Source organism: Streptomyces sp. RP5T (genome assembly GCF_003933965.1).
Lineage (GTDB): Bacteria > Actinomycetota > Actinomycetes > Streptomycetales > Streptomycetaceae > Streptomyces.
In genome coordinates this window covers 1-5,422 of record NZ_RSAJ01000557.1, presented here as the reverse complement: position 1 = coordinate 5,422, position 5,422 = coordinate 1, and the positions used below count along the sequence as shown (strand labels likewise).

The 5,422-nt window shown below is 71.7% G+C and carries 3 protein-coding genes and 1 pseudogene; 1 reads left to right on the top strand and 3 read right to left on the bottom strand.

What is annotated here, in order from left to right:
- Window positions 1-253, top strand: a pseudogene (locus tag EHS43_RS36190) (hypothetical protein); the annotation flags it as partial.
- A 9-nt stretch (window positions 254-262) separates the two neighbouring features.
- On the opposite strand, the gene EHS43_RS36185 reads toward EHS43_RS36190, so the two are convergent.
- The 3 genes from EHS43_RS36185 to groL form a co-directional block, all read right to left on the bottom strand.
- A complete protein-coding gene (locus tag EHS43_RS36185) occupies window positions 263-1,786 on the bottom strand; it encodes a carboxylesterase/lipase family protein (protein WP_125194841.1) in 1,524 nt (507 codons plus the stop codon).
- 96 nt (window positions 1,787-1,882) lie between these two features.
- Window positions 1,883-3,004 (bottom strand): NADH:flavin oxidoreductase, encoded by a 1,122-nt coding sequence (locus EHS43_RS36180; protein ID WP_125194840.1) that lies wholly within the window; start codon window positions 3,002-3,004, stop codon window positions 1,883-1,885.
- 362 nt (window positions 3,005-3,366) lie between these two features.
- Entirely contained in the window at window positions 3,367-4,989 is a 1,623-nt protein-coding gene (gene groL / locus EHS43_RS36175; protein ID WP_020140084.1) for a chaperonin GroEL, read from the bottom strand.
- Window positions 4,990-5,422 lie beyond the last annotated feature (433 nt).

The window sequence follows — 5,422 nt, the reverse complement described above, 5'->3', positions numbered from 1 at the left end:
GTACGGGGTGCGGGAGGACCGGCCCCGGCCCCAGCAGCGCTGGTTGCCGGAGCAGTGGACCGGCCAGGAGTGGCAGCTGTGCGGGACGCCGAGGCGGGACCGACACGAGGCCGAGCTGTACATCCACGCCCAGCGCCGCGGTCCGCGCGCCGCGATGGCGTACCGGCTCGTCCACGAGTTCACCGACTACGAGGTGCTGCGGGTCTGGGGCACCCCGGTGCGCGTGGACATCGAGCCGCTCGGCAATCTCTAGCGCCCGGTCCTACTTCAGCAGCGGCAGCGCCGGGAAGCCGTACCCGTCCCACAGCCGCCGCGACACCTCCTCCGGGTACGGCAGCACCTCCGCCCGCACGTCCAGCACCTGGGTCGGCCGGCCCGCGGCCTCGAACGCCGGCCAGCCCGGGTCCCCGGTCCGCGCGAACCCGGTCCACGCCGACTGGAAGCGCGCGGTCAGCGCCCTGGCCTCGTCCGGCACCCCGGCCCCCGCGAACAGCAGCTGCCCGAGGTCGGCGTCGTACGTGCCGAACAGCAGCGGGATGTCCAGCCCGTGGCACGCGCCGAGCACCCCGCCCAGCCCCGGGGCGGGCCAGGTCAGTTCGTACAGGTGGGCCCGGCCGCCGCCCGCCGACTGCGCCTCCGCCAGCCGCAGGGACGGCATGCTGAACAGCCAGTCCGTCTGGACGCGTTCGTACAGCTCGCCCGGCGCGGCCTGCGGGAAGGCGGCACGGTAGGCGCTCTCCCCGTCCGGGCCCGGCGCGAACAGCCGCAGGGCCGCGGCCTCCTGCTCCCCGGTGATCCGGCCGAGCTGCTCGCCGAGGGCGAGGAAGAGCCGGTACTCGTCCCGGTTGTGCCCGACGAGCAGCTCCACGTCCCGCCCGGCCCCCGCCGCCAGCGCCTCCCAGGGCGTGCACGGCAGCACCTCGCCGTCGACGACCGGCGAGAAGGGGGTGGCGGTGGGTGCCACCTGCCCCCACCGGTCCTCGTACTCACGCATGCGCGAGCTCAACCGCTCACCGGCGGCCGGGAGTTCCCGCGGATCGACGGCGGACAGCGCGGCGGCCGCGGGCGCGAGCCCCGCCTCCTTGCCGATCTCCACCGCGATGTCCCGGGCGAGTTCGGCGGAGAAGTACGTGCCGGGCACGCTCTGCGCGACGGCCCGCCCGAACAGGCCCCGCGCGGCCGGCATCGCCAGCAGGGAGGCCACCGACCCCGCGCCCGCCGACTCCCCGAACACCGTGACCTGCCCGGGGTCCCCGCCGAAGGCCGTGATGTTGTCCCGCACCCACTCCAGCGCGGCGACCTGGTCCAGCAGCCCCCGGTTCGCGGGCGCCCCCTCCAGCAGGGCGAACCCCTCGATGCCGACCCGGTAGTTGAGGGTCACGACGACCACGTCACCGGCGCGGGCGAGGTGCTGGGCGTCGTAGCCGGGGCTGCCGGAGTGGCCGAGCTTGTAGGCGCCGCCGTAGATCCACACCATCACCGGGCGGCGGGCCGCGGGGTCCGTCCCGGGGGTCCAGACGTTGACCGTCAGCCAGTCGTCACCGGTGGGCGCCGCCGGCTGCGCGGCCCGGCCCTGGAAGCCGGCCTCCTGCGGGGGCGGGGGCCCGAAGGCGTACGCCTCCCGGGTCCCCTCCCAGCTCACGACGGGCCGCGGCGCCTGGAACCGCGCCTCGCCCACCGGCGGCTCCGCGAATGGGATCCCCCGGAAGACCACCAGGCCGTCCACGGCGCGCCCGCGCACCGCACCGGCCGCGGTGCGCACCTCAAGACCCTCGGCTGACGTCATCGGTCGAACTCCTCACAGGTCGGGGCTGCTTCGCCTCACTCCAGCCCACGTCCCTTGCCCGAGTCAACCAAGCCGGGGCGCCCGTGCCTCAGCTCGTCAGCTCAGCGACTTCAGCGCGGCCGCGTCGTACGGCTGGAGCTCGTCGAAGCGGCCCGCCAGCACCTTCGCGGCCCACTCGGGGTCCTGGAGCAGCGCCCGCCCGACGGCGACCATGTCGTACTCGTCGCGCTCCAGGGCGTCGAGCAGGTCGTCGATGGCCTTGACCGGGGAGCCCTCGCCCATGAAGCCCTTGATGAAGTCGCCGTCGAGGCCGACCGAGCCGACCGTGATGGTGGTGCGGCCGGTGAGCTTCTTGGTCCAGCCGGCGAGGTTGAGGTCGGAGCCCTCGAACTCGGGAAGCCAGTAGCGGCGTGTGGAGGCGTGGAAGGCGTCGACTCCGGCGGCGGCGAGCGGGGCGAGGATCGCCTCCAGCTCCTCCGGCGTCTCGGCGAGCCGCGCCTTGTAGGCCTCCTGCTTCCACTGCGAGTACCGGAAGATGACCGGGAACTCGGGCGACACCGTCTCGCGTACGGCCGCGACGATCTCCGCCGCGAACTTCGTCCGGGCGACCGGGTCACCGCCGTAGGCGTCGGTGCGGCGGTTGGTGCCCGCCCACAGGAACTGGTCGAGGAGGTAGCCGTGGGCGCCGTGCAGCTCCACGCCGTCGAAGCCGATGCGCTCGGCGGCGGCCGCGGCCTCGGCGAACGCGCCGATCACGTCGTCCAGGTCGCGCTGGGTCATCGCCTTGCCGGTGGGCTCGTCGGCGCCGATCCGCAGGCCGGAGGGGCCGACGGCGGGGGCGTCGGCGTAGGGGGCCTCGCCCTGGTTGCGGACCATGCCGATGTGCCACAGCTGCGGCACGATGGTGCCGCCCGCCGCGTGCACCCGCTCGGCGACCTTCGCCCAGCCGGCCAGCTGCTCCTCACCGTGGAACCGCGGGACGCTGTCGCTGTTCCCGGCGGACTCGTGGCCGACGTACGTGCCCTCGGTGACGATCAGACCGACTCCGGCGGCCGCGCGGCGGGAGTAGTACGACGCCACGTTCTCGCCGGGGACACCGCCCGGGGAGAACATGCGGGTCATGGGCGCCATCGCGATGCGGTTCGGGACGGTCAGGCCGTTGATGTGTACCGGGCGGGAGAGGATTTCGGCGGCGCGGGAGGGAGCGGGGACGGTCACGGGGGGATACTCCTCGGTATGTGCATGCGCATGGACACTACCCAGGTGCCAACCACCCCGCGCGCCCCAGGATTTCCCACCGCGCTGTGACCCCGGCCACGCATGGAAGAAGCCCGCCCCACGACCGTGGGACGGGCTTCACCTTGAGCGCTGGGCAGGCCTTGCACCTGCATTTCCCCGCAGGAAGCGGGGCGTCTTTCCTTGGACCACCAACGCGTAGTCGACCGACGGGGCTTCACGTCGAGCGGCTCGTGATCAAGCATAGCGCAGAAAAAGACCGGAGGCGGCCACCCCCTGTTCCCAGGAGGGGCCGCCCCGGCAAGGACGTTGACCGACCGTCAGGCCTCGCGGCCCGGGGGCGATCAGAAGTCCATGTCACCGCCCGGCATACCGCCACCGGCGGGCGCGGCGGCCTTCTCCGGCTTGTCGGCGATGACGGCCTCGGTGGTGAGGAACAGCGCGGCGATGGAGGCGGCGTTCTGCAGGGCAGAGCGGGTCACCTTCGCCGGGTCGATGATGCCCTCGGCGATCATGTCGACGTACTCACCGGTCGCGGCGTTGAGGCCGTGGCCGACGGTGAGGTTGCGGACCTTCTCGACGACGACGCCACCCTCGAGACCACCGTTGACGGCGATCTGCTTGAGCGGGGCCTCCAGGGCGAGCTTCACGGCGTTGGCGCCGGTCGCCTCGTCACCCTCGAGCTCCAGCTTCTCGAAGACCTGGGAGGCCTGGAGCAGGGCCACGCCACCACCGGCGACGATGCCCTCCTCGACGGCCGCCTTCGCGTTGCGAACGGCGTCCTCGATGCGGTGCTTGCGCTCCTTGAGCTCGACCTCGGTCGCGGCACCGGCCTTGATGACGGCGACGCCACCGGCGAGCTTGGCCAGGCGCTCCTGGAGCTTCTCGCGGTCGTAGTCCGAGTCGCTGTTCTCGATCTCGGCGCGGATCTGGTTCACACGGCCGTTGACCTGGTCCGAGGAACCGGCACCGTCGACGATGGTGGTCTCGTCCTTGGTGATGACGACCTTGCGGGCGCGGCCCAGGAGGTCCAGGGTCGCGTTCTCCAGCTTGAGGCCGACCTCCTCGGAGATGACCTCGCCGCCCGTGAGGATGGCGATGTCGCCGAGCATGGCCTTGCGGCGGTCACCGAAGCCCGGGGCCTTGACGGCGACGGACTTGAAGGTGCCGCGGATCTTGTTGACGACCAGGGTCGACAGGGCCTCGCCCTCGACGTCCTCGGCGATGATCAGCAGCGGCTTGCCCGACTGCATGACCTTCTCCAGGAGCGGGAGCAGGTCCTTGACAGAGCCGATCTTGGAGTTGGCGATCAGGATGTACGGGTCGTCGAGCGACGCCTCCATCCGCTCCATGTCGGTGGCGAAGTACGCCGAGATGTAGCCCTTGTCGAAGCGCATACCCTCGGTGAGCTCCAGCTCCAGACCGAAGGTCTGGGACTCCTCGACGGTGATGACGCCTTCCTTGCCGACCTTGTCCATCGCCTCGGCGATGAGCTCGCCGATCTGGGTGTCGGCGGCGGAGATGGAGGCCGTGGAGGCGATCTGCTCCTTGGTCTCGACATCCTTGGCCTGCTCGAGCAGAGCGGCGGAGACGGCCTCGACGGCCTTCTCGATACCGCGCTTGAGGGCCATGGGGTTGGCGCCGGCGGCTACGTTGCGCAGGCCTTCCTTGACCAGGGCCTGGGCGAGCACGGTCGCGGTGGTCGTACCGTCACCGGCGACGTCGTCCGTCTTCTTGGCGACTTCCTTGACCAGCTCGGCGCCGATCTTCTCGTACGGGTCCTCGAGCTCGATCTCCTTGGCGATGGAGACACCATCGTTGGTGATCGTGGGGGCGCCCCACTTCTTCTCGAGGACGACGTTGCGGCCCTTGGGGCCGAGCGTCACCTTCACGGCGTCCGCGAGCTGGTTCATGCCGCGCTCGAGGCCGCGCCGCGCCTCCTCGTCGAACGCGATGATCTTGGCCATGTGAAGTGGTCCCTCCAGGACTGGGGGTGATTCCTTCGGACCGCGCCCGCGCCCGCGACGGACGGCTCGCCGACCCGTGGGTTCCTTGCCCCACCCGGCCTGCGGGCCTCACCGACCCGGTCCATCTTTGTCACTCTCACCTTCAGAGTGCTAACGCCAATGATTAGCACTCGGCATGGTCGAGTGCAAGCGCCTCCCGAAGACCGGGGTGGGTTCCCGTGTCCGTGGGCCACCCGCCGACGGGGGCTGAGCGCACTCCTGAGCAGGCACAGTCACCCGCTTCGACGGGGCGCCTGTGCGTGTGCCGGGTTCGGCCGTCGGGCGGGTGCGGGTGCGTGGGGGCGGGCGTTCCGCGCAGTTCCCCGCGCCCCTGGGGGGTTGCCGTCAGGCGTGTCACTACGGGCCCGTCGCCTGAGGGGGTGCCTCGCTGAGG